Source organism: Nocardia sp. NPDC055002 (assembly GCF_053608825.1).
Genome location: NZ_JBSGWE010000003.1, coordinates 629,602 through 652,978 on the forward strand (window position 1 = coordinate 629,602; position 23,377 = coordinate 652,978).

Below are 23,377 nucleotides of genomic sequence, written 5' to 3' on the forward strand. Positions count from 1 at the left end.
TCCTTCGTCGTGGGGTTCACAGAGACGACGAGGCAGCCGCGCGCGGTGTGACATCGGCGCGTGTGACGCCGATCACCGAATCAGATCAGGCCGCAGAGCTTCTCGGAGAGCTCCCACAATTCGGTGGCGACCTTGCGATCCTTCGCCGAGCGCGCACTGCCCGCGGGGGCAGGGTTGCCGCGTAGCCCGAGGAAGCCGTCGGGGCCGTAGAACGCGCCGGGCACTACGTCGGCGGTGGCGGCGAACAGCGTGGGCAGCGCACCCTCGGCCGCCGTGGGAGCGAGCGTGCGGTTACCCAGCCACATGATCGCGTCCTGGATGGACTCGGTGTGCGACATGAGTTCGGTCGCGGCGTAGCCGGGATGGGCGGCCACCGAGATCACCGCGGCGCCCTCACCCGCGAGGCGGCGCTGGAGCTCGAAGGCGAACATCAGATTGGCCAGCTTGGACTGGCCGTACGCGAGCCAGCGGTCGTATCGGCGCTGCTCCCAGTTGGGATCGGCCAGATCGATCCTGCCGATCCGGTGCGCGACGCTCGACACCGTCACCACACGATCGGTGAGGCGATCCAGCAACAGGTTGGTGAGCGCGAAGTGGCCGAGATGGTTGGTGCCGAACTGCATTTCGAAACCGTCGGCGGTACGCCGCAACGGCAGAGCCATGACACCGGCGTTGTTGATCAGCACGTCCACGCGCTCGATCGAATCGGCGAAGGCGCGCACCGAGTTCAGGTTCGCCAGGTCGAGTTCACGGACTTCGGTCGCACCGCGCAACCCCGCCGCCACCCGCTCGGCCTTGGCGGTGTCGCGACAGGCCAGGATCACGCGCGCACCCGCCTCGGACAGCGCCCGCGCGGTGGCGGCGCCGAGACCGCTGTTGGCACCGGTGACGATGATCGTGCGGCCGGTCTGGTCCGGCAGGTTCGCGGTAGTCCACTTGCTCACTGGCGAAAGTCTAGCGACGCTGGGGAAATGCGCGAATCGGCAAGTGCCGGTGCGGGGTTCGCCCCAGCGTCGCGTGCCGTCATCAGGACTGCGCGAGGATCTCGTCGTCGGTCATCGCGGCGACCTCCAGGTACATCGTGGCGACCGTGTCCAGCCTGCCGCTGTCACCGGATTCCGCTTCCCGCCGCAACATCCGTGCCGCGAGACCTTCGATGGTGCGGGCGGTGAACAGGTCCGCGACGATGGTCTCGGGGGCATCGAGCCATTCGCGGATGCGGGCCACCGCGGTGGTGGCGAGCACCGAATCGCCACCGAGGGCGAAGAAATCGTCGGTGACACCGAGCTGCTCGGTGACCAGTACCTCGGCGACGACCGCGGCGAGCGCGCGTTCGAGATCGGTGCGCGGCGCGACGAACTCCTCGCTGCCCTCGCCCTTGTCGAGGACCGCGCGGATGGCCTTGCGATCCGGCTTGGCGTTCGAGGTGAGCGGCAGCTCGGCCAGCAGTTCGAGCCGGGTCGGCACCATGTAGACCGGCACCAGCTCGGCGGTCGCGGCGAGCACCGTGTCGACGTCGAGGACGGTGCCCGGGGTCGGCACCACCAGCGCGACGAGTTTCGGGGCGGCCGTTCCGACCACCGCGGCGACCGCGTGGCGAACATCGGGCACGGCGCGCAGTGCGCTCTCCACCTCACCCAGCTCCACCCGGTAGCCCCGGATCTTGACCTGGTGATCGGCGCGGCCGAGGAACTCGAGACCGCCGTCGGGCAGGTAGCGGGCCAGGTCGCCGGTGCGGTACCAGCGCAGACCCTCGTGGGTGACGAAACGGTCGGCGGTGCGTTCCGGGTCGCCGCGATAACCGGTGGCCACACCGTCCCCACCGATCCACAGCTCGCCGCTGACCCAGTCGGGGCAGTCGTTGCCCGCCGGGCCGACGACGCGGCACTGCACGTTGCGCAACGGGGTGCCGTAGGGGACGGCGGTCCATTCGACGGGGACCCGCGCGTCGACGACCTCGCAGATGGTGGAGTGGATCGCGGTTTCGGTGGCGCCGCCGAGACCGGCGAAACGGCTGTTCGGGGCCACTGCGGCCAGACGTGCGGGGAGGGCGACGTCAACCCAGTCACCGCCGAGGATCACCGTGCGTAGTGAGGTGAGGGGCTCGGCCGGCGTGGCGGTAGTGGACCCGATGCGCGGGTCGGGCTGCGACGCCGGGGCGGCGGTGAGCAGCATGTCGAGCAGGCTCGGTACACAGTTGAGCAGCGAAACCTGGTGGCGGCGAACGAGTTCGACCCAGACGGCCGGGTCGGTGCGCTGCGCGTCGTCGACGGTGACCACCGCGCCACCCGCGGCGAGCAGACCGAAGATGTCGTAGACGGAGAGGTCGAATTCGAGCGCCGAGAGGGCGAGCGCCCGGTCGGCCGACCCGAGGCCGAAGCGCTCGTTGAGGTCGTCGATCGTGTTCATCGCGGCGCGATGCGGCACCTCGACACCCTTGGGCTTGCCGGTGGAGCCGGAGGTGAACAGCACATAGGCGATGTTCTCCGGATCGCCGAAGACGGGGCGCGCCAACGGTTCCGCGTGCGTGCGTGCCTCGGCGAGGTCGATCGCGCGCGCGTCGGGAATCCGCGCACCGCCGACCGTGAGCACGGCGACAGCGTCTGCGGTGCTGAGGATTTCGGCGCGACGAGCGGCAGGCTGATCGAACCCGATCGGCACGTACACCGCACCCGCCGCGAGCACACCGAGCACCGCGACGACCTGGTCGGGACCCTTCGGAAGCTGTACCGCGACCGAATCACCAGGAGTCACACCGGCTTCCCGCAACGCACCGGCCACCGCCAGCGCGTCGGCGGCCAGCTCGCCATAGGTCAGCTGCCCGGTCGGCTCCCACAGCACGGCGGGCGCGGACGGATTCGTGGCGGCGTTCGCGAAGAACCCGGTGTGCAGCAGCCCGCCGCTCACCGGCCCCGCGGTGGCGTTCACGCGCGCCCGAGTAGCGGCCTGCTCCACCGGAATTCGCACACCGGCCTCAGCCTGCCACCCCGCTCCCCCCGCGAATCGAGTGCGCCCGGCCGCCGCCCCGGCAGCGTCAGCGGGCACCACCGGCGAGGTCTCCTCGGTCCCAGTGGGCTCGACTGCTGTCGGCTGCGCCCCGCCGGACTCCGATGAATCGGCCGACGCCCCGGCGAGTTCGGCAGGCTGGCCGCCGAGACGTTCGATCGCTTCGATGTAGCGGGCGAACATGGCGTCGACGACGCCGGCGGGGAAGGCGGATTCGCGAATGTCCCAGTTCAGCAGCAGACCGCCGCGGACCTCGGTGATCTGGGCGTCGAGGAGGACCTGTGGGCCCTGGGAGATGATCCAGACGGGGTCGCCGAAGGTGTCGGTGACGGTGTCGGGGAAGAGTTCGCCGAGGTTGAGGGCGCTGGTGTAGACGATGGGAGCCAGGACCGGTTCGCCGCGGTGACGGCCGAGGTCGCGCAGGACCTCCAGGCCCGAGTACGCGGAGTGCGCGCCTGCCTCGTGCAGGCGTTGCTGCAGGGCGCGGGCACGGTCGGCGACGGTGGCGGGCGCGGTGACATCGACTTCCAGCAGGACCGAGGAGGTGAAGTCGCCGACGACACCGTCGACCTGCGGGTGCACCGGTTCACGGTGGAACAGCGGCAGATTCAGCAGGAAGCGGCGCTGGGCCGACCAGCCGCCGATGGTTTCGGCGAACACCGAGGCCAGGGCCATCGCCGGAGTGATGCCGCGGGCGTGGGCGGCGTCGAAGACCTGCGCTTTGGCCTGTGGGGAGAGCCAGCGGTGCAGGCGGATCGTCCGGTTGGGTTCCGAGATGTGCTGGGCCAGTGGCAGTTCCGGCGCACCCGGCAGCTCGCTCAGGCGATCCTGCCACCAGGCACGGTCACGGGCCCGCTCGTCGGCGAGGGCGCTCGCGCCCTGCCCGGGGCCGGCGGCCGCGTCGGGCTGCCGGTGCTCGGCCAGGTACTGACGGAAGGTGTAGTCCTGCGGCGGAAGCTGTTCGCCGTGGTAGAGCCGGGCGAGGTCGGTGATGAGGATGCGGTAGCTCATCGCGTCGGCGGCGAGCATGTCGACATCGAGGTGCAGGCGGGTGCGGCCGTCGGCGAGGCGGGTGAGCGCGATATCGATCACCTGGCCGTCTTCCACCGCCATCCGCTGATGCGTCCGCGCGCTGCGCAACTGCGCCAGCCGCCGCTCGGCTTCGTCGGCGGAGGCTTCGCGCAGGTCGGTCACGCCGAACACCGCGCGGCCGGGCCGGTCGAGAGTCTGCTGGGTGCCGTCGGGCAGGAACCTGGTGCGCAGCATGGGATGGCGAGACAGCAGTTGCTCGACCGCCTGCTCGAGCCGCTCGGGATACACATCGGCACCGTCGAATTCGACGTAGAGATGTGCCGCGACACCGCCGAGTTCCTGCGCGTCGGAGCGCCCGATCCAGTACGCGTGCTGCATGGGCGCGAGCGCGAACGGCGTGCCGTCGTCGGGAACGATCAGGGGTTCGCTCGCGGACGTGTCGACCGCGTGGGCGGATTCCCCGGCGGCCGGATCGACGGCGTCCGGGACGCCGCCACGTGCCGCGAGGTCCTCGGGGTCCGCCCCGTTGAGCAGGGCGTGCCAGGCGTCGACCGTGGGATGGGCGGCCAGGAGGGCGAAGTTCACGGCGATGCCGCGCTTGCGCCAGGCGCCCGCGAGCTTCATGGTGCGGATGGAGTCGAGGCCGAGCTGGATCAGGTCGTCGGCCTCGGCGACGGCCTCGGGGGTGATGTCGAGATGGCGGGCGATCGCGGCACGGATCTCGGCGCGGTCGATCCCGGCGCCGCCTGCGGGTGCTGTCTCCATCTGCCGATCACTCCTTGCTCGCCGCCCAGCCGGGACGGATTCGGTACTGCCCGGCGGCAGCCTACTCCATTGAGATAGGGTTGCCTAACCTTTGCAAGTGTAGCGAGACTCGAGTGAGGCAGTACGTGACGTCGACATCGGCAACCGGCCACCGCGAGGGCTACGTCCCATTTCCCGAGGCCGCCGCGCACGAGTACCGGGCCGCGGGCTATTGGACCGGGCGAACGCTCGGCGACCTCCTCCGCGACACCGCGCGGACCCAGCCGCAGCGACCCGCGGTGCTCAGCGACGCCGGTGCGCAGACCTACGCCGAACTCGATGCCGCCGCCGATCGGATGGCGCACGGATTGCTGGCCCTCGGCATCAATCCCGGCGACCGCGTGATCGTGCAGCTGCCGAACATCCCCGAGTTCGCGACGGCCCTGTTCGGTGTGCTGCGCGCGGGGATCATCCCCGTCCTCACCCTGCCCGCGCACCGCCGCGCCGAGATCGAGCACCTGGCCGCGCTGTCCGAAGCGGTCGCCTACCTCATCCCCGACCACGTCGGCGACTTCGACTACCGCGAACTGGCCACCACCGTGCAGCAGGCGGTGCCGAGCCTGCGCCACGTACTGGTAGCGGGAGATCCGAACACCGGGGACGGCACCACATCCGGATTCCTCGCCCTGGATTCGGTTGCTCGCGACGGTGATTCGCTGCCCGAGATCGAGCCGTCCGATATCGCGGTGATGCTGGTCTCCGGCGGCACCACGGGCCTGCCGAAGCTGATCGCGCGTACCCACGACGACTACGTCTACAACGCGACCGCCAGCGCGCAGATCTGCGAGCTCACCCCCGACGACGTCTACCTCACGACACTGCCTGCGGCGCACAACTTTCCGCTGGCCTGCCCCGGCATCCTCGGCACCGTCGCGACCGGCGGCGCCGTCGCCTTCACCCTCGACCCGAGCCCCGAGGCCGCCTTCGCCGCGATCGAGAAGCACCGGGTGAGCGTCACCGGCGTCGTACCGCCGCTGGCCCAATTGTGGAGCGCGGCAGTGGATTGGGAAGACGCCGAACTGAGCTCGCTGCGCTTGCTGCAGGTGGGCGGCGCGCGGCTGGCCGAGGTGAACGCCCGCGAGGTCGAGCCCGCGCTGGGCTGCACCTTGCAGCAGGTGTTCGGGATGGCCGAGGGGCTGCTCAACTACACCCGTCTCGACGACGACAAAGAACTGGTGTACACCACCCAGGGCCGCCCGCTCTCCCCCGCCGACGAACTGCGCGTCGTCGACGCCGACGGCAACGACGTCGCCCAGGGCGAAGAGGGCGAACTGCTCACCCGTGGCCCCTACACGCTGCGCGGGTACTACCGTGCGCCCGAACACAACGCGCGCGCCTTCACTCCCGACGGCTTCTACCGCAGCGGCGACCTCGTCCGCCAGCTGCCCAGCGGCCACCTCGTCGTGAGCGGCCGGATCAAAGATGTGATCAACCGCGGTGGCGAGAACATCTCCTGCGACGAACTCGAGGAGCACCTGCTCGCCCACCCCGCCGTCCGCCATGCCGCCGCGGTGGGCCTGCCCGACGCCTCGCTGGGCGAAAAGGCCTGCGTGGTCCTGGTAGTCACCGGCGAACTGCCCGCCCTCGGGGAGATCAAGACCTTCCTCACCGAACGCGGCCTGGCCACCTACAAGCTCCCCGACCTGGTCCGGCAGGCGGACGCGCTGCCGATCACCGCGGTCGGCAAGATCGACAAGAAGGCGCTGCGAGCCCTGCACAGTTGAGTGACAACTGATTTCGCAAGAACATGGGTAACTCGCCGGGTACGCCCGGCAAGTTACCCATGATCGATTCCGTCGGCCCGGCGCCCAAGCCTCACGCACCCCACGGCCGGCAGAAGTCACGGAGAGGCGGTATGAGCCTTGACCACGTACGGCGCCACGCTGCCCAGCTTCTCGCAGGTCTCCTCGAACTCACGCTCGGGACGCGACTGCCCCACGATTCCGGCGCCGGCGCGCAACCACGCACCCTCACCGGTCTGGTAGATCGCCCGCAGCACCAGCGTCGCCTCCAACGCGCCGGTCGGCGAAACGCAGACCACCGCACCGGAGTACAGCCCACGCGGATCGTGATCGTTGCGGAACACCGAGTCGACGCCCGCGCGCTTGGGGATACCGGAGGCGGTCACCGACGGGAACAGCACCTCGAGCGCGTCCCACGCGGTGCGGTCGGCGGCCAGGGTGCCACGCACGGTGGACGCCAGGTGCTGCACACTGCCGCGCTCGCGCACGGCCATGAAATCGGAGACCGCGGACGTGCCCGGCACGGCCACCTCCGCGATCTCGGCGAAGGAGGTCTGCACCGAGATCGCGTGCTCCACGATCTCCTTCGGGTCCGCCAGCAGGTCGGCGCGGGCGGCATCATCGGCTTCGGCACCGAGCCCGAACGCCCGTGTACCCGCCAGCGGTTCGGTGGTGACGATGCGATCGTCGTCGACCGAGGCCACCAGCTCGGGGCTGAACCCGGCCGCTTCGAGCCCGCCCAGCCGCAGCAGGAACGAGCGGGCGGGGGTGTTGTTGGCCCGGCCGAGGCGATAGGTCGCCGGCACGTCCACCGGGAACGGCAGCTCGACCTTGCGCGACAGAATCACCTTCTGGTAGCTGCCGGAACGGATTTCGGCGACCGCCGTGGCCACGCGCTGTTCGTAGTTCGTCGAGTCGGATCGCACGTCGACCGGCGTCGGCACCGGCAGGTCCACGCCCTGCGAGCCGGCGATCAGATCGTGGATGTCGCACGCCTCGCTCGGGGTGGCGCCGCTGATCCGCACGCCGGTGGCGTCGACGCGCACCTCGATTCGCGGAATCATCAGGTGCGCCAACGAGGTCAGCGGATTGAGATAGTGCGTCGCCGACAGCGAGTAGGCGCAGAATTCGAAGCCGATCCAGCCGTAGGCGTTGCGGCCGTCGAGCGGCAGGCCTGCCAGCGCGGTATCGATGGCGGTGGCCGGGCTGCCGGTCCAGGCGCGTGCGGTGGTCTCACCGCCCCAGACAGTGCGCAGCTCACCGGCATCGAGCTCGACGCTGCCGAGCGGATCGGCGGCAAACACCCACACACCGGGCTGTTCGTACATCACGTACTCACCGAATCGATCCGAGACGGCCAGACGTGACATCGCTGCCGCCGGGTCGGTCACATACTCCACCCGTACGGGTTGTTCCGTCGACGACAACGATCCTCCAAGGTAAAGCTGACCTAACTTTGCTTGGTTAGGTTAGCATTACCTCGCCGTTTGACCAGACCCGTGTTGGGTATTCTTCGCCACTTCCGCTCCAGCGGGCAAACCACCAGCACTGCCGCGCGCACCGGACATCGCCCGCTGCCCGCGCGTCGCGCAACGCGCTGTGGACCGAGTTCGGTGCGCCGAACCAGATCTGCGGCTTGAATGGAGCAATGATCGACAAAGGTGGGCGGCGCGGCCCGCAGGCAGACTCGGTGGTCGCCCTGGTCGACGCGGCCTCCGGCGTCGAACGCGCAGTGATCGGCGACTGGATCGCCCAGGGTGGTCTCGGCAGGGAGATCGACTCCACGGCCCCGGTGACCCAGCTCGACCTCGACGCCAAGGCCATCACCAAACGCCTTGTCGGCAGGCACGACGACCCGCTGGTGGTGCCGGTCCGGGTGTTGTGGCTGCCGCCCGAACGCGACGGCGTGCGCCGGGTGACCTTCGCCGACCTGGCGATGCTCACCAATCCGCGCAAACCCAACCGGCTCGTCCAGCGCAGGCTGCTGCGCACCGAACCCGACCGCCACCGCGTGCTGGTCGGCGCACCCGCCCGGCTCAGCGCGCTGCGCACCAACAATCCCGAGGCCGCGGCACTGTTGCGCGCGGGCTCGGCGGATCCGTTCGCGCGCGCGGTCGTGCGCGCCGCCGTGGTCGCGCTCGAACGTGCCGAACGCACCGTCATCGGCGATCGATACAAGGTGCCCCAGCTGGTGGCCGAGGAGATCCTCGACTCCCCCGAATTCCAGCGCAAGCTCGACTACATCGCCGACGAGATCGGCTCCGAACCCGACCAGGTGTACCGCAACGCGGAGAAGGCGCTGCGCGAGCTGGTCGCCGCGCAGAGCCGGCTGGTCTCGGACCTGTTCACCCAGGCGATGCGACCGGTACACGCCTCGACCTGGAAGGTCGACACCGATCTGCGCGGCCTCGACGCGTTGCGCAAGCTCAACCGCAAGCACCCGCTCGTGTTCCTGCCCTCGCACCGCTCCTATGTCGACGCGTTCGTGCTGGGCGATGTGCTGGCGCGCAACGACTTTCCACCCAACCACGTGATCGGCGGCGCGAACCTCAACTTCTGGCCGATGGGACCGATCGCGCGACGCACAGGCACGGTGTTCATCCGGCGCAGCTTCGGCGACGACGAGGTCTACAAGGCGGTCGTCGAGGAGTACTTCGCCTACCTGCTGGCCAAGCGGTTCAATATGGAGTGGTACTTCGAGGGCGGGCGCACCAGGACGGGCAAGCTTCGCCCGCCGCGTTACGGACTACTCAACTACCTTGCCGCCGCGGTCCGTTCGCGGCGCGTCGACGACGTGATGCTGGTGCCGGTCTCGATCACCTACGAGCGGCTCAACGAGCTCGGGGCGATCGCGAGCGAACAGGCAGGCGGCACGAAGAAGGCCGAGGGCATCGGCTGGCTCGCGAAATATGTCCGGCTTCAGCAGCACTCGGCGGGACGGGTGTATGTGCGCTTCGGCGAGGCTCTTTCGGCACGCGAGCGCCTCGGCGTGCACGGCGACCCCCTCGATCAGCGCCCGGTGACCATTCCGCTGCGCGATACCGAGACCGGTTCCGCCACCGTTCCCGACGAGAAAGCCGTCGCCGACGCCGAGCACAAAGCGGTGCAGCGCCTGGCTTTCGACGTCGCGGTCGGCATCAACGCGGTCACCCCGATCACCGTCAACGCGCTGGTCACCCTGGCCCTGCTGGGCGTGCACGAACGCGCGCTCACCCTCGGGCAGGTGCGCACGGTGCTCGACCCGGTGCTGGGCTACATCGCCGTGCGCGGGCTGCCGAGCGGCGAATTGTCCACGCTGCGTGACGAACAGGGCCTGCGGGTGGTGCTCGAGCAGCTCGCGCTCGCGGGTGTTGTCACCGTGTACCGCGGCGGGTTGGAGCCGGTGTACGCGATCGAACCCGGGGTACACCTCGAGGCGGCGTTCTACCGCAACAGCGCGGTGCACTGGTTCGTCAACCGGGCCATCCTCGAGCTGGCCGCCCTGACCGCGGTGGAACAGCCGGGTGACGATCCGCTGCGGGCGGCATGGAAGGCGGCCTTCGCGCTGCGCGATCTGCTCAAGTTCGAATTCTTCTTCCCGGAACGGCAGGAGTTCGCCGAACAGATCATCGAGGAAGTGCGCCTCATCGTGCCCGAATGGGACGAGCACACCCCCGACGATCGGCTGGATCGCCAATTCCTCGGCGCTGTCACCGAATCCGGGTTCGTGATGGCCCACCGGGTATTGCGATCGTTCTTCGACGCACAGCTGGTGGTGGCCGAGCGTCTGGTCGCCCGCGCTGCCGACGCGACGATCGATCGCAAGGAATTCATCGACGAATGCGTGGCGGTCGGCAAGCAGATGCTGTTGCAGCAGCGGCTGCACAGCCCCGAATCGGTGTCGTCGGAATTGTTCACCAGTGCGTGGAAACTGGCCGACAACCACGGCCTCATCGCGCCCGTGGCCACAGGGGCCGAGGCCGAATTGATCAGCAAGCGCCAGGAATTCGCCGACCAGCTGCGTGATCTCGGAGAACGCATCGCCCGGGCGGCCTCGCTCGATCCGTCGAACAGGAACACGAACTGATGAGCACACTCGCCGAAGCAGTGTCCGCGATCCGGTCGGGTCCGCAGGGCGCGCGGATCGCCGCGGTGTTCGATTTCGGGGGCACCGTCGTCGACGGCCTGCCACGACGTGGACTGGCACGCAAGGTGTTCCGTCGTGGCGACGGACGCCTGGCCACCCTGCTCGGCGGCATCCAGCGCGGTGGCACCGATGGTGACTACGGACGCTTCCTGCACGCCGTGGAACAGACCTGGGCGGGCGCCTCGGAATCCGAGCTCGAGCAGCTGGGCCGCAAGGCTTTCGCCAAAGAGATCTACGGGCGGCTGTTTCCCGAGGCGTGGCAGCTCGTCCGCGCGCACCAATTGGCCGGGCACACCGTGATCGTGGTCAGCGAGCTCACCCGATTCCAGGTCCGGCCCGTGGCCGAGCGGCTCGGCATCGACAACGTGGTGTGCACGGAGCTCGCCGTCCAGGACGGTGTTCTCACGGGCCGCCCGGCGGGCGCCCCGGTGTGGCGCGCCGGAAAAGCCACGGCGGTAGCCGAATTCGCCGCGAACCTGGAGATCGGCTACGTCTATGCCGACAGCGTGACCGACCTGCCCCTGCTCGAACTCGCCACCCGGCCGACCGTGGTCGACCCGGACCCGGCGCTGGCCGCGATCGCCGTCGGCAACGACTGGCCCATCCTGACGTTCAGGCTGCGCCGGGCTCCACGCCCCGTCGACTACCTGCGCACCATCGCCGGATTCGCCGGGCTCATCGGCGGTGCGCTGATCGGCGTACTTCGCAAGTCCTACACCGGCAAACGCCAGACGATGGCCGACGCGCTCATGCACGACGCCACCACCGCCACCCTGCGCGCGATCGACGTACAGCTGCGCGTGGTCGGAGCCGAGAACGCCCGCGCACCCAGGCCCGCGGTGTTCCTGTTCAACCACCAGAGCCAGTTCGACGTGATCATCGTCCCGAAGGTGCTCGACGGTGCGGTAACCGGCATCGGCAAGAAGGAACTCGCCAACCATCCCCTGTTCGGCCCGCTGATGCGGTTCGTCGGGGTCACCTTCATCGACCGCACCGACACCGAGCGCGCGAAAGCCGCACTCGCCCCGGTCGTTTCGACCCTGCGCGACGGGCTCTCGATCGCGGTCGCCCCGGAGGGAACGCGCTCGTTCACCCCCGGCGTCGGTCCGTTCAAGAAGGGCGCCTTCCATATCGCCATCCAGGCGGGCGTGCCGGTGATCCCGGTGGTCGTTCGCAACGCCGGCGAGATCGCCTGGCGGGATTCACCGATCGCCCGGCCCGGCATCGTCGACGTGGCGGTGCTGGCGCCGATCGACGTCTCCGGCTGGGACCCGGCCGACATGGACGCCGAGGTGGAAGGCGTGCGACAGCTGTTCGAAACCACCCTGCTGAACTGGCCGGAACCCGACTGAGATCCGGCCGGGCGTGGCGTGCGCCCGGCCGGACTCTCTCAGCTCTCGAACAATTGCTGTCCGAGGTAGTTCCCGGCAGCGGGGACGCCGGGCGGGATCGCGAAGACGGCCGAGCCCACCGGTGTCGTCCATTCGTTCAGCGCGTCGAACTCCGCCAGCCGCTGCTGCACAGGCAGAAACTGGGCGTCGACGTCGCGCTGATAGGCGACGAACAGCAGTCCCGAATTCGACAGCTGCCCCGGGGCGGGCGCCTCGTCGTAGTTGAAACCGCGCCGCAGGAACCGTTCACCGTCGTGGGTGTGCCTGGCGCGGGCGACATGCGACGACGGCGGGATCACTGGGATGCCGTTGCGGTCTACCGCCGCCAGATCGGGTTCGTCGTTCTCGGCGGTGCCGGTGAGCGGCGCACCGGTGGTGACCTTCCTGCCGACGGTCAGTTCCCGGCCGTCGGCGTCGAGTTCGTCCCAGCGGTCCAGATCCATGGCGATCCGGCGCAGCACCAGCGAGGTGCCGCCCGTCAGCCACGGCGTCGACGCCCCGTCGTCCCACACCAGACGATCGAAGTCGACCGTGCGCGGGGCGATGTTGACGGTGCCGTCGACCTGGCCCATGAGGTTGCGCATGGTCTGGCCGCGTGGCGCGTCCCGGAAGCCGCGCTGCACCCACCGCACCGTCACCAGCGACTTCACATGCTTGGACAGCACCCGCACCGCGTGCGCGACCGTCGTCGCTTCCCCAGCGCAGACCTGGAGTACCAGGTCCGCGCCGGTGTAGGCGGGCTCCAGCCGGTCGACGGGAAACGGCGGCAGCTGCCGCAGCCACCTCGGTCGTCGTGCGGTGAGACCTGTGACGGTGAACAGCTCGGGACCGAAACCGACCGTGACCGTGAGCCCGGCAGGCCGGGCCGCGAGTTCCGGTTCGGTGTCGGCCAGCGCGGGAACGCCCTGGGTGAGCCGCGCTGCGTCGTCGGTCCAGATCCGGAGCAGGCCGATGACGTCCTCGCGTCCGACCCCGGGCGCGAGGTCGAAACCGGCGAAAGCCACGTGGCCGGGTGGCGTCGTCTCGATGCCGGCCTGGTGCGTGCCGTAGAACGGAACAACCTCGCGCCCGACGTCGGGTTCTCGTTCCCGATCCCGGAGACCGGCCGCGCCCCAGCCGATTCCGGCCGCGCCGACGACACCCGCTGCCGCCGCTCCCCCGCCGAGCAACCGGCGGCGGGAGAGCCCGGCATGCGGATCAGCCACCGTGCGTGGGGTTCTCGGAGCCCGGCGTGTAATTCTCCTTGCCGCCGGCGAAATCGCGCACCTGGGCGCTGATGACGGTGCTCGAGCCGTCGGAGAAGGTCAGGGTGAGCGAGGTTTGCGCACCGGTACGCAATGGCTGCTTCAGATCCATGAACATCAGATGCTCGGCGCCGGGCTTCAGTGTCACTTCACCGTGCGCCGGGATGGTGATGCCACCTTCCTTGGGACGCATGGTCTTGGCCCCGGTGCTGTCGGGCACGACCTCGTGGATCTCGACCCGGTCCGAGGCCGGGCTGGTCGCGGCGACCAGGGTGACCGGCGCGTCCCCGGTGTTGCGCAGGTTGCCGAAAGCGGCGGACATGCCGGAGTCGGCGGCCTTGATCCACTGGTCGCTCATCGTGATCCGGTCACCCGCCGATGCGGGGGCATCGGGTGCGGGTTCGGAACCCGAGCAGGCGGTGGCGAAGAGGGCGAGGACAGACAGTGCGGTCGCGGCGCCGAGACGGCGGGCAGCGCGGGGTGAACGCAGGTGGGTACGCGTGTACGCGGACATGAAGAACTCCGATCATCGGGTGAGGTGGGCCCCGGACCGGTCTGCAGGCACAGCGAATCATCCACCGGGACGGTGGGATTCAGCGGCGTCGAGCTACGCCGGTACGGGGGTGAGTGCGGTCGCGCCCCGTCGGGGCGGACCACGCAGCCCGATATCCGGTCGCAGCAGGAGTTGCCGGACTACCGCGCGCTCGTCGGCGGCGGGTAGCCGGACCGGACGCGCGGGAGGGCACCCGACCCCGGCCACCACGAGAACCAGCTGACGCACGCTGGTGATCGCCCGGCGTACGCCGACTTCGGCGGCGCGAATCGCGATCGCGCCGACCGTGATCGCGACCAGGTGCGCGAGCACCATCGCGGCCGAAAGGGGATGGTGCTGGACATGTCCCAGCGACATCGCGGTGTGCCCGGCACACTGGCCGACAGCCAGCACCACCATGGTCGAAACCGGACTGTGCCCGCGTGGCAGCGCGGAGACCACGACACCGATCAGGGCGCAGGCGGCGAACAGCAGGACCATCGACGAGCCGGCGGGAAGGGCGGTAGCGCCCCCGAGTCCGTGCGCGAGTACGGCGACCGCACCGGAGGCGGCACCCACCGCGGCGCCGCGTAAGCGCGCGGTGTGATCCGTCGGTGAACGCACTCAGCCATGCTACGACTACGTGTCGTAGATATCGGGATCAGGGCGTATGACCGGGATCTCATCGGCGCCGCACCCGAATTCCGAAGAAGGACTTGACCTTAACCATTGTTTGGGTTTGATGATGGTCTCACCACCGAATGAGGGAGAACATCATGACCACCACCACCGCCCCCGCCACCTACACCGTTCCCGCACTGAACCGGCCCGTGGCCGTGCTGGGCGCCGCTGCCACCGCCGTGGTGCTGAACCTGATCGTCTGGGCCGTCGGCGCCGCCGCGGGCGGGACGTTCACCACGATCGCCGACGGCAAGGTCACCGATGCCGCACCCGGCGGCGTGATCATGATGTCGGCGGTGCCGGTGCTGATCGGGCTGACCGTCGCCGTGCTGCTGTCCTACGTGTGGACCGGCGTGCTGCGGACCGCCGCCGTGGTCGGATCGGTGCTGTCGATCGCGACCATCGGGCTGACCGTGGCCGCCGACTTCGACACCGCCTCCACCATCGCCCTGTCGGTGATGCACGTGGTGCTGGTGCCGGTCATGGTGATCGCGCTGGAAGGTGTGCGTCGCGGCATCACCGCGAAGTGACCCGAACACACAGCGAAGGCCCCGCCGAGGAACGGCGGGGCCTTTCGCGTGCCGGGTTCTAGACCGAGCGACCGAACAGCAGCTTCCACGGCATGAGCGCCGATTCGAGCTGCACCTTCAGGCTCATCTTCGACGCGCCGACGGTGCGCTCCTCGAAGCGGATCGGCACCTCGGCGATCGTGTAGCCCTTCTTGATCGCGCGGTAGTTCATCTCGACCTGGAACGAATAGCCGTTGCTGCGGATCGACGCCACGTCGATCGCACGCAGGGTGTCGGCCTTCCACGCCTTGAAACCGGCGGTCGCGTCCTTCACGCCCAGGCGCAGGATCAGGTTCACGTAGAAGTTGGCCCAGGCCGACAGGGCCTTGCGGTACCACTTCCACTCCGCGGCGGTGGAACCACCGGGCACGTAGCGCGACCCCAGCGCCACGCCGACATCGTCGGAGCTCAGCTTCTCGAGCATCGACGGGATCACCTCGGCGGGATGCGACAGATCGGCGTCCATCTGGATCACCACGTCGGCACCCTCGTCGAGCGCCGCGGTGATGCCCGCGATGTAGGCGCGACCGAGGCCGTCCTTCTCGGTGCGGTGCAGCACGCTCACCACATTCGGCAGCTCAGCGGCCAGTTTGTCGGCGACATCACCCGTGCCGTCGGGTGAATTGTCATCTACGACCAGCACGTGCAGATCGGACACCGGCAGAGCCGTCAGCCGCTCCACCGCCACCGGCAGATTTTCCCGCTCGTTGTAGGTCGGCACAACAACGGTAACCCTCAAGGGTCGCCCTCCCTGCTCACCTGGATAGCCCCGCGGCCCAGGATGCGGGCACGGGGCATGTCATCGATTCGTTATGACGGTACTCGATGGTCCTGACGCTTTCCTGAGTGGCCGTGCGGGCGCTCACCACAGCCGACCCGCGTGGACCAGCGCGTCGATGATCAATCCGAGGCCGAACACGACGAAAAGCACCCGGATGACCGGCGGCCCGAAGCGGGTGATGCCCCGCACGAGCAGGCGGTATACCCGCCGCGCGCGCGGTGTCCGCCGCATGGCGACAGCGAGCACGACCAGCGGCAGGATCAGGGCGATCGCGCAGTAACCGGCCACGATCACCGGCCACACCACCGGCAGCGGGCGCTGTGCGGACAGCAGTGCCAGGGCCGCGAGGTAGGGCACCGAGGTCGGCACCTTCGCCAGACCCAGCGTGAAGCCGATCACGCCCATCAGCCACGGGTGTTTGCGCACCGGCTCGACCCAGCGACCACCGGTGGACACGGTGGTGTCCACCGGCAGCGCGGCGACCGCGATCAGCACCAGGCCGATCACCAGCTCACCCCAGTACCGCAGGGTGGGGGTCAGCTCGAAGTCGAGGAGCCGGACCAGGAAGTCGATGCCGAGTACGGTGCACACGCCGAAGACCACGGAGATCGCGAAAACACCGCCGAGGAAGCTGAGCACACCTGTCATCGGCGAGCGCCGGGTCAGCCTGGCGTCGGCGACCACGGCCGTGGTGATCGCCACCAGCAGCACGTCGAGCGCGTCGAGCAGAGCGAACCCGAGCAGGGCCAACAGTCGATACCCATCCATGACGTGGCTGACCCTACTCGCCGGTCATATTTCGATCGCCGACCCGTCAGTCACACCAGCACCACCCGGACATCGTGTGGAAAGTCCTTGACCTGCGCGGTCTCGAGATCGATCCTGCCATCTGGACTGGACTCCCCCGCAAACGGCGCTGGGTGGTTACGCTTTTCAGCACCGGCTGTGCCGGGATCCGCGATCGTGAAGGGGCAGACATCGTGGCAGAAATGTCATTCGACCCGTCAGCGCTCGACGCTTATCAGCGTGCGGCAGCTCGGGTTTCCGAACTTCTTGGCACAGCGGCCACAGATACGACGACCGCGGCCGGGGTCGACCTGTCCGGGCTCGGCGTGCTCGGGCGTGAATTCGCCGCCGCCTGGACACAGGCCGCGGGCGACCACGCGTCGACACTGAGCACGGCGGGCAACCTGGTCACCGCCTATCAGGACATCTTGAATCGCTTCGGCGCCAGCGTGACCGGGATCGATTCCGGGCTGGCGGGCGATCTGCGGGCAGCCGAGGGAGAGGTGGCGTGATGCGTTCCAAATCGCTGGTCACCGAGACCACGGTCAGCACGATCACCCCCGCCGAGGCCGAGGCGAAGATCGAGCCGGTGATCGCGCTGCTCGAAGTGCCGTTGCTCGAGTTGCGGAGATCGCTGGGCAGCAACACTTCCGCCGATCCCGACGCGTCCGTCGTCGCCGCGCTGACGTCGGCGTCCGCCGCGACCACGGCTACCGAAGACCCGCATCGGCTCGGGCTGTACGCGCTCGAGTCGACCGAGACCGCGGCGCCGGCCACGCCCGCGCTGCGGCAGACCGCGACCGAGGTCTCGGCCGCGGCCGATCGTGGGACCAGTTTGAGCTCGCTGCTCGGGCAGGCGTATTCGACACAGTCGACCGCGGCCGCCAAGGTCGACGCGATCATCGCCGACTTCCGGGCCAAGGCGAAGAAGGCCGCGCCCGCGGTGAACGAGAACAACCTGGACGCCATCGTCGAGCTGGCCGAGGAGGCCATTTCGGAAGCGGTCGGGGTGGTGGGCAATGCCAGCACCGAGATGGATCAGTACACCCGGGACACCAAGGGGCTCACCAGCGATCTCGGCGGGACCAACGGGGTAACCGTGCCCACCGGCGCGACGGAGGTGGCGCCCGGGGTCTATGTACTCGGCACCGGCGGATCCGATACGTCGTCGTGGGACGACTCCTCGTGGGATGACGAGGACGACAACATCGATCCGGCGACAGCGGCGCAGATCGCGTTGCAAGAGGCCCTGATCGACGGTGGGGTGTCCTTGGGAACCGCGGCGATCGACGCCGGTGTCACCTTCGGAACGCATCTGATCGACAAGATCGCCGAAGTCGCGATGCACGGGATCGACAAGGGCTCCGAGTTGGCGACGACCGGAATCGACACTCTCGCCGCGAATGTCACCGGTACCGAGGGCACCACCTCCACCTCCCCCGCGGGCACCACACCCGCCGCGCCGTCGACCAACGGCGGCGGCACCGGCACGAACACCTTGTTCGGCGGATTGGGTGGCGGCGCCAGCACCGGCGGCGGTACCAGCTCCGGCGGTGGCGCCAACACCGGCACCGGGGCGAACAGCGACAGTGGCGCGTCGGCGAAGCCGGATACCCCCGCGCCGTCCGCGCCGTTCCAGTCCAACCAGACGCCGAAAACCGAACAGCCCCAACAGGCTCCGAGCACACCGGCGCCGGCCCAGCAGCCGATGCAGGGCGGGGTGGTTCCGCCCAGCAGCCGTCCGCAGCAGGATCAGGAGACCGAGAAGCCCTCCGCCGCACCTAAACACGGTCAACCGGGAGTCGTCCCGGCGCCGGCGTAGGACCCCCGGATGGAGAATCCGTTCGGTGCCTACTTCACGTCGCCGGATGCCACGCCGCCCGGTCGCCGTCGCCCGCAGGGCAAACGGCGCCGCAGGCGGCGACGAGAGGCCGAGCCGCAGACGATCGGCACGAACCCCGAGACCTGGCCGCCACCCGACCCGGAACCGTTCGACAGCAACGACCCGTTCGAGCCCGCACCCGTCCAGCCGGTATATCGAAACCCCGCCGACGACGACGGGTTCACCGGCGACTGGAACGACTGGAACGACGGCGACGCGCCGGTCGAGACACAGCGCGGCGACGATGTCGACTGGAACGACTGGGCCACCGCCACCGCCACCGAACAGAGCGGCGACCACGTAGAGATGCCGGTATTGCCGCGACTCAAGGACTTCGGCGGCGGCGGCCAGATCGCACGGCGGCCCCGCAAGAACTTCGACGACGAACGCTACGACGACAGCGGCGGCCGGGCGAAGGCCGCCGCTGCGATCAAGGGTGTGGTCGGCGCGCTCGCCTTCGTCGTCGTGCTCGGCGTGGCCGCCACCATCTTTCTCGGCCCCGCCGACAAGACGAGCACCACCACCCAGGCCGCCGTCCCTGGCTCGCGGGCGACCACGTCCACCGTGGTTCCCCCGCTCCCCGCCCACGCTCTGTCCGGCTGCGAGTCCTTCCGCACTCCCTCGATCACCATCAGCGCCGAGCGCGGCGACACCGCCAGTCCCGAGGGCGCCATCCTCGGCTTCGAATACAGCTACTACGTCGACCGCGACGCCGCCAAGGCCCGTTCGTTCGTCACCGACAACGCGCATGTGGGCAATGCCTCGGCCTTGGCCGAAGGCATCGGCTCGCTGCCCCTCGACGTCAAATACTGCGTCCACATCACCAAAGCCGACGCCGCGGACCCCACCCTCTGGAACGTCACCATCCACCAGAAATGGCCGGGCGACGCCACCACCGAGAAGATCGACCAGGTCATGCGCACCACCGAGGTAGCTCCCGGCCGCCACCGCATCACCAGCATCGACCACCGCATCTGACCACGTCCTCGAACGCGAAAGTCCCCCGCACCGGGATCGGTGTGGGGGACTTTGCCGTGTTGCGACCCTGACGGGACTCGAACCCGCGACCTCCGCCGTGACAGGGCGGCGCGCTAACCAACTGCGCTACAGGGCCTTGCATCGTTACGTCGGGGGATATTACCCGGTGGGCATCGGTTTCGGTAACCGAACAGGTCAGGCGGAGAATCGCGTGTTGACACTGACGTCAACGTCAATAAAACTTGTGACGGTGACCACAAGCGAGGCGCGGGAGCGGGGCGGGTCGGCGCGCAAGGGCAGCGCGGGTCCGTGTTCGCCGATGGCGCGCTGGTGGCGCTGATCGAGCACCGGGCGGGGAGCGATCCCGCGATCGGCGCGAGTGGTCCATCACCGACCACATCGCCATCGCCGAACGACTGATCGGCTTCCCCGGCCCGACCCGCACCGCCACCGAATCCGAGGACATCCAGTGAAGCTGCTCATCGCCAACCGCGGCGAGATCGCCCTGCGCGTCCTGCGCACCGCCGCCGAGCTCGGTATCGACACCGTGGCGGTGTACGCCGAGGACGACGCCGACAATCCCGATGTGCACGCGGCGGGCGAGGCGATCCGGTTGACGGGCACCGGCGCGACGTCCTACCTCGACCACTCCGCGATCCTGGCCGCCGCCAAGGAATCCGGCGCCGACTACCTGCATCCCGGCTATGGATTCCTCAGCGAGAACGCCGAGTTCGCCCGTGCGTGCGCGGCCGACGGCGTCACGTTCGTCGGCCCCGATCCCTCGGTGCTCGACCTGTTCGGCGACAAGTCCTCGGCCCGCGCGACCGCCGTGGCCGCCGGCGTCCCCGTCTTGCCGGCGACCGAGGGACCGACCACCGTCGAGCAGGTTCACGCGTTCTTCGGCACGCGTCCCGGCGCGATCATGATCAAGGCGCTGGCCGGTGGCGGCGGCCGCGGCATGCGGGTGGTGCGGAGCGCGCAGGAGATCGACGACGCGTACCGGCAGTGCGCCGCGGAAGCGCGGCTCGGTTTCGGCAATCCGGCGGTCTTCGCCGAGACGCTGTTCGAGAACGCCCGGCACATCGAAGTCCAGATCGTCGCCACCGGCGGCACAGCGCTGGCACTGGGCGATCGCGATTGCAGTGTGCAGCGCAGGCATCAGAAGCTGCTCGAAATCGCGCCCGCGCAGGGACTTTCGGACACCCAGCGCCGAGAACTCCACGCGGCGGCGGCCCGGCTGTGCGCCCACGTCGACTATCGCGGGCTGGCCACCGTCGAATTCCTGGTCTCCGACAGCGAATTCGTGTTCCTCGAGGTGAATCCGCGAATCCAGGTGGAGCACACCGTGACCGAGGAGGTCACCGGCGTGGATCTGGTCGCCGTGCAGCTCGCGATCGCCCAGGGCACGCCCTTCGGCGAACTGGGGTTGCCGAGCGGAATCGTCTCCACCGGAACAGGCTCCACCGGCGAGCCGTCCGCCGCCGACGGCATCGCGATCCAGGCCAGGGTCAACATGGAAACGATGACGGCCGACGGTTCGACGGTGCCGACCGCGGGCACCCTGACCACCTTCGCACCGCCGACCGGCCCCGGCGTGCGGGTCGACACCTTCGGCCGCTCCGGGCTGACCCCGAGCCCGCGCTACGACTCGCTCCTGGCCAAGGTGATCACCCGCACCCGCGGACAGTCCTTCCCCGCCGCCGCCCGCAAGGCCGCGACGGCACTCGCCGAGTTCACCGTGACCGGCATCGGTACGAACATCTCGTTCCTGCGCGAGATCCTCGCCGACAGCACCTTCCAGTCAGGACTCGCCACCACCGGCTTCCTCACCGAGCGGCTGACCGAACTGGCGGCAGCGGCGCAGACCGATCAGCCCGAGGTCGCGATCACCGCGATCGAGCTGTATCCAGGGCAGGAGGCCGTGCGCGCTCAGCTCGCGGGCACGGTGGTCGAGGTAACCGAGGAGGGTGCCGACGTCGGCGCGGGCGGTCAGCTCGCCGTGCTCGAGGCCATGAAGATGCAGCACGTGGCCGCCTCACCCGATGCCGCCAGAGCCGTCCGGGTGCTGGTCCGCCCCGGCCAGGTCGTCGCGCCGGGCGATCCGCTGGTCATCATCACCCGCACCGGCGCGGACGAATCCGGCGGCGCGCACACCGAGCTGGATCCCGACCGCGTTCGCGCCGATGTCGACGAAATCCGCGCCAGGCACCTCGTGACGCTGGACGAGTCCCGCCCGGCGGCCGTGGACAAACGGCACCGGCTCGGTCGCCGCACGGCCAGGGAGAACATCGCCGACCTGGTCGACGAGGGCAGCTTCGTCGAATACGGCGCGCTCGCGTTCGCCGCGCAACGCAGCAGACGCGCCGAAGCGGACCTGATCGCCAACACCCCCGCCGACGGCCTGGTCACCGGCTTGGCGACCATCGGCGCCGACCGCTTCGGCAACGCCGAGGCAGTGGTGGTCTCCTACGACTACACCGTGCTCGCCGGCACCCAGGGCAAGAACAACCACGCCAAGACCGACCGCGCCTTCGAACTCGCCGAACGCAAGCGGATTCCGGTGGTGCTGTTCGCCGAGGGCGGCGGCGGCAGGCCGGGTGACACCGACGGGACCGGCATGGGCCTGGACGTGACGACCTTCCGCGCGCTCGGCGCGCTACGCGGCAAGGTGCCGCTGGTGACGATCGTGTCCGGCCGCTGCTTCGCGGGCAACGCCGCCCTGGCCGGTGTCTGCGACGTGATCATCGCGACGCCGGACGCCAATATCGGCATGGGCGGACCGGCGATGATCGAGGGCGGCGGGCTCGGCGCCTGCCGCCCGGAGGACATCGGCCCGGTCGAGGTGCAGCGACGCAACGGTGTCGTCGACCTGGTCGCCCGCGACGAGGCGCACGCGGTGGCACTGGCCAAGCAGTACCTGGGCTACTTCCAGGGCAGGGTCGACGATGTCCAGGCACCGGATCCACGGCTGGCCCGGCACGTGGTGCCGGAGAACCGGTTGCGCGCCTACGACATCCACCGCGCCATCGACGCGATCGTCGACGTGGGCTCGGCGCTGGAGCTGCGGCCGGACTACGGGGTCGGCGTCGTCACCGCGCTGGTGCGGGTACACGGCGAACCGTTCGGCTTGATCGCCAACAGCAGCCACCACCTGGGCGGTGCGATCGATGCCGAGGCCGCCGACAAGATGGGCGAGTTCCTCACGCTGTGCCAATCGTTCGGGCTGCCGGTTGTCTCCCTTTGTGACACACCGGGTTTCATGGTCGGACCGGAGGCGGAGAAGACCGCGACGGTGCGCCGGTTCAGCAAGTTGTTCGTGCTCGGCGCGCAACTGAGCGTGCCGTTCGGCACCATCATCCTGCGCAAGGGCTACGGACTCGGCGCGATGGCGATGGCGGCGGGCCACTTCCACGCGCCGCGGTTCACCGTCGCCTGGCCCACCGGCGAGATCGGGCCCATGGGGCTGGAGGGCGCCGTTCGGCTCGGCTTCAGCAAAGAGCTCGCCGCCGTTACGGATCCGGACGAGCGCGAGACGCTGTTCCAGCAATTGCTCGCCATGGCCTACCAGCAGGGCAAGGCGCTCACCGCTGCCACGGGTTTCGAACTCGACGATGTGATCGACCCCGCCGACACCCGCACCTGGATCGCCACCCTCGTCGACGGCCGGGCGCGCGGAGGGTCGTGGGACAGCTCGGCCACTTGATACCCCCTTCGCTCTCTGTGTGATTTACGGCATATTTCCAGCCGGTCACACCGAGCATGCGCTCAGACTTGAAGTTGACGTCAACTTTCAATAGATTCAGGACTGCGGATTCACCGAGCA

The 23,377-nt window shown here is 69.2% G+C and carries 16 protein-coding genes and 1 tRNA gene; 8 read left to right on the plus strand and 9 right to left on the minus strand.

Translation table 11 applies throughout. The features are described 5' to 3' along the window. Positions 1-80: 80 nt before the first annotated feature. Both ACWF99_RS15070 and ACWF99_RS15075 read right to left on the minus strand, forming a co-directional pair. Positions 81-944 carry an oxidoreductase gene (locus tag ACWF99_RS15070; protein WP_378657949.1) on the minus strand — a complete coding sequence of 288 codons (864 nt, stop codon included), beginning with the start codon at positions 942-944 and terminating at the stop codon, positions 81-83. Between the two features lie 82 nt (positions 945-1,026). Then, the gene (locus tag ACWF99_RS15075; RefSeq protein ID WP_452536335.1) at positions 1,027-4,803 is read right to left on the minus strand and encodes a non-ribosomal peptide synthetase; all 3,777 of its coding nucleotides are present in this window, start codon (positions 4,801-4,803) and stop codon (positions 1,027-1,029) included. A 125-nt stretch (positions 4,804-4,928) separates the two neighbouring features. Between ACWF99_RS15075 and ACWF99_RS15080 the strand changes: the two genes are divergently transcribed. Continuing rightward, positions 4,929-6,566, plus strand: coding sequence for a (2,3-dihydroxybenzoyl)adenylate synthase (locus ACWF99_RS15080; RefSeq protein WP_452536337.1), 1,638 nt, complete (start codon positions 4,929-4,931; stop codon positions 6,564-6,566). A 116-nt stretch (positions 6,567-6,682) separates the two neighbouring features. Here ACWF99_RS15080 and ACWF99_RS15085 read toward each other — a convergent pair whose 3' ends face one another. Further along, positions 6,683-7,984, minus strand: a complete 1,302-nt coding sequence (locus ACWF99_RS15085; RefSeq protein WP_452536339.1) for a salicylate synthase — start codon at positions 7,982-7,984, stop codon at positions 6,683-6,685. A 248-nt stretch (positions 7,985-8,232) separates the two neighbouring features. On the opposite strand from ACWF99_RS15085, the gene ACWF99_RS15090 reads away from it, so the two are divergent. Beyond that, the gene (locus ACWF99_RS15090) at positions 8,233-10,650 is read left to right on the plus strand and encodes a glycerol-3-phosphate 1-O-acyltransferase (protein WP_452536341.1); all 2,418 of its coding nucleotides are present in this window, start codon (positions 8,233-8,235) and stop codon (positions 10,648-10,650) included. Beyond that, positions 10,650-12,062, plus strand: coding sequence for an HAD-IB family hydrolase (locus tag ACWF99_RS15095; protein WP_452536342.1), 1,413 nt, complete (start codon positions 10,650-10,652; stop codon positions 12,060-12,062). The genes ACWF99_RS15090 and ACWF99_RS15095 overlap by 1 nt, the downstream gene beginning before the upstream one ends. Positions 12,063-12,100: 38 nt before the next feature. Here the strand turns inward: ACWF99_RS15095 and ACWF99_RS15100 are convergent, their stop codons facing one another. From ACWF99_RS15100 to ACWF99_RS15110, 3 genes are all read right to left on the minus strand, one after another. Further along, complete coding sequence (locus tag ACWF99_RS15100; protein ID WP_378657964.1) at positions 12,101-13,306, minus strand: Dyp-type peroxidase; 1,206 nt, start codon at positions 13,304-13,306, stop codon at positions 12,101-12,103. Then, a complete protein-coding gene (locus ACWF99_RS15105) occupies positions 13,299-13,859 on the minus strand; it encodes a copper chaperone PCu(A)C (RefSeq protein ID WP_378631878.1) in 561 nt (186 codons plus the stop codon). The genes ACWF99_RS15100 and ACWF99_RS15105 overlap by 8 nt, the downstream gene beginning before the upstream one ends. 93 nt (positions 13,860-13,952) lie before the next feature. Next, complete coding sequence (locus ACWF99_RS15110) at positions 13,953-14,501, minus strand: hypothetical protein (protein WP_452536344.1); 549 nt, start codon at positions 14,499-14,501, stop codon at positions 13,953-13,955. Between the two features lie 152 nt (positions 14,502-14,653). On the opposite strand from ACWF99_RS15110, the gene ACWF99_RS15115 reads away from it, so the two are divergent. After that, positions 14,654-15,088: a DUF6069 family protein gene (locus tag ACWF99_RS15115; protein ID WP_378631873.1), complete on the plus strand. Its 435-nt coding sequence runs from the start codon at positions 14,654-14,656 to the stop codon at positions 15,086-15,088. 58 nt (positions 15,089-15,146) lie between these two features. Here ACWF99_RS15115 and ACWF99_RS15120 read toward each other — a convergent pair whose 3' ends face one another. Both ACWF99_RS15120 and ACWF99_RS15125 read right to left on the minus strand, forming a co-directional pair. Next, positions 15,147-15,866, minus strand: coding sequence for a polyprenol monophosphomannose synthase (locus ACWF99_RS15120; RefSeq protein WP_228536832.1), 720 nt, complete (start codon positions 15,864-15,866; stop codon positions 15,147-15,149). Positions 15,867-15,989: 123 nt separating this feature from the next. Further along, positions 15,990-16,676, minus strand: a complete 687-nt coding sequence (locus tag ACWF99_RS15125; protein WP_378631870.1) for a GAP family protein — start codon at positions 16,674-16,676, stop codon at positions 15,990-15,992. A gap of 212 nt (positions 16,677-16,888) precedes the next feature. Between ACWF99_RS15125 and ACWF99_RS15130 the strand changes: the two genes are divergently transcribed. From ACWF99_RS15130 to ACWF99_RS15140, 3 genes are read left to right on the plus strand one after another with little or no spacing between them, the layout of a single operon-like run. Continuing rightward, entirely contained in the window at positions 16,889-17,206 is a 318-nt protein-coding gene (locus ACWF99_RS15130; protein ID WP_378631867.1) for a hypothetical protein, read from the plus strand. Further along, the gene (locus ACWF99_RS15135) at positions 17,206-18,516 is read left to right on the plus strand and encodes a hypothetical protein (protein ID WP_452536346.1); all 1,311 of its coding nucleotides are present in this window, start codon (positions 17,206-17,208) and stop codon (positions 18,514-18,516) included. Before ACWF99_RS15130 ends, ACWF99_RS15135 begins: the two co-directional genes overlap by 1 nt. 9 nt (positions 18,517-18,525) lie before the next feature. Then, positions 18,526-19,554 carry a hypothetical protein gene (locus tag ACWF99_RS15140; RefSeq protein WP_378657975.1) on the plus strand — a complete coding sequence of 343 codons (1,029 nt, stop codon included), beginning with the start codon at positions 18,526-18,528 and terminating at the stop codon, positions 19,552-19,554. Between the two features lie 62 nt (positions 19,555-19,616). Here ACWF99_RS15140 and ACWF99_RS15145 read toward each other — a convergent pair. Then, a tRNA-Asp gene (locus ACWF99_RS15145) sits at positions 19,617-19,690 on the minus strand. A 333-nt stretch (positions 19,691-20,023) separates the two neighbouring features. Between ACWF99_RS15145 and ACWF99_RS15150 the strand changes: the two genes are divergently transcribed. After that, positions 20,024-23,257 (plus strand): carboxyl transferase domain-containing protein, encoded by a 3,234-nt coding sequence (locus tag ACWF99_RS15150; protein ID WP_452536348.1) that lies wholly within the window; start codon positions 20,024-20,026, stop codon positions 23,255-23,257. Positions 23,258-23,377: the final 120 nt, after the last annotated feature.

Coding starts and splice junctions, on each gene's coding strand:
- ACWF99_RS15075 (WP_452536335.1), bottom strand. CDS start 4,803: ATGGAGACAGCACCCGCAGGCGGCGCCGGGATCGACCGCGCCGAGATC.
- ACWF99_RS15090 (WP_452536341.1), top strand. CDS start 8,233: ATGATCGACAAAGGTGGGCGGCGCGGCCCGCAGGCAGACTCGGTGGTC.
- ACWF99_RS15095 (WP_452536342.1), top strand. CDS start 10,650: ATGAGCACACTCGCCGAAGCAGTGTCCGCGATCCGGTCGGGTCCGCAG.
- ACWF99_RS15105 (WP_378631878.1), bottom strand. CDS start 13,859: ATGTCCGCGTACACGCGTACCCACCTGCGTTCACCCCGCGCTGCCCGC.
- ACWF99_RS15115 (WP_378631873.1), top strand. CDS start 14,654: ATGACCACCACCACCGCCCCCGCCACCTACACCGTTCCCGCACTGAAC.
- ACWF99_RS15125 (WP_378631870.1), bottom strand. CDS start 16,676: ATGGATGGGTATCGACTGTTGGCCCTGCTCGGGTTCGCTCTGCTCGAC.
- ACWF99_RS15135 (WP_452536346.1), top strand. CDS start 17,206: ATGCGTTCCAAATCGCTGGTCACCGAGACCACGGTCAGCACGATCACC.
- ACWF99_RS15140 (WP_378657975.1), top strand. CDS start 18,526: ATGGAGAATCCGTTCGGTGCCTACTTCACGTCGCCGGATGCCACGCCG.